Raw genomic sequence first — 941 nt, forward strand, 5'->3', positions numbered from 1 at the left:
ATATTTTGATATAGGTTTGGTTTTAGTCTAGTATAGCGGCCATGACTCAATCAGCCACTGCTCCGGCAGCCAACGACACTCCCGCCGCCGAGACCGACACCTCGGCCAGCGACACTCTCGCCAGCTTACTGAAAGCGGCGGGCGACCCGCTGCGCTTGCAAATTCTAGCCATTTTGGCGCAGAACTCTTACGGCGTCTCCGAACTGGCCCGTATTTTTGATGTGCGCCAATCCGGCATGAGCCACCATTTAAAGCTGCTAACCGCCGCCGGGCTCACCACCTCGCGCCGCGAGGGCAACTCAATTTACTATCGGCGCACGATGGTTTTACCGGACCATCCACTGGCCGATTTGCAGCAGGCCCTGTTCCACAGTGTGGACCAACTGGCGACCGAGCCGGCCATCGACGCCCAGTGCCGCGCTATCGGCGACGAGCGCGCCCAGGCCTCCAAGCAGTTTTTCGCCGATAACGCGCACAAATTTCGCGCCCAACAAGACCTTATTGCCAGTTACCCAGTGTACGGTGAGCAGGTTGCGCAATTGTTAAGTAACACCCCTTTTAAAAGCCGGCACCTGGCGCTGGAAGTCGGCCCCGGCCAGGGCGAGTTTTTGCCAGCGCTGGCCAAACGCTTCTCCCATGTAGTAGCGCTCGACAGCGCCGATGCCATGTTGGAGCACTCGCGCGAGGCGGCCACCCAAGCCCGGCTGAGCAACGTGGAGTTTATTCACGGCGATACCAGCAGTTTGGCACAACACCGGGTACTGGCCGACGGCATTGTGATGAATATGGTGCTACACCACACACCATCGCCGGCGGATATTTTTAAAGACCTGAGCGCCGCGCTGACACCGGGCGGCGCCCTGATCGTCACCGAGCTGTGCCGCCACGAACAGGACTGGGCGCGGGAAAATTGCGGCGACCTGTGGCAGGGCTTTGAGCCC

General features: G+C 59.8%; 1 protein-coding gene. It reads left to right on the forward strand.

Going from position 1 to position 941, the window contains the following annotated elements; genetic code table 11:
- Positions 1–41: 41 nt before the first annotated feature.
- The coding region (locus tag Q4526_RS00005) for a metalloregulator ArsR/SmtB family transcription factor (protein ID WP_303609480.1) at positions 42–941 on the forward strand (900 nt) is incomplete at its 3' end.

The sequence above is a fragment of the Gilvimarinus sp. 2_MG-2023 genome, from assembly GCF_030547685.1.
Lineage (GTDB): Bacteria > Pseudomonadota > Gammaproteobacteria > Pseudomonadales > Cellvibrionaceae > Gilvimarinus.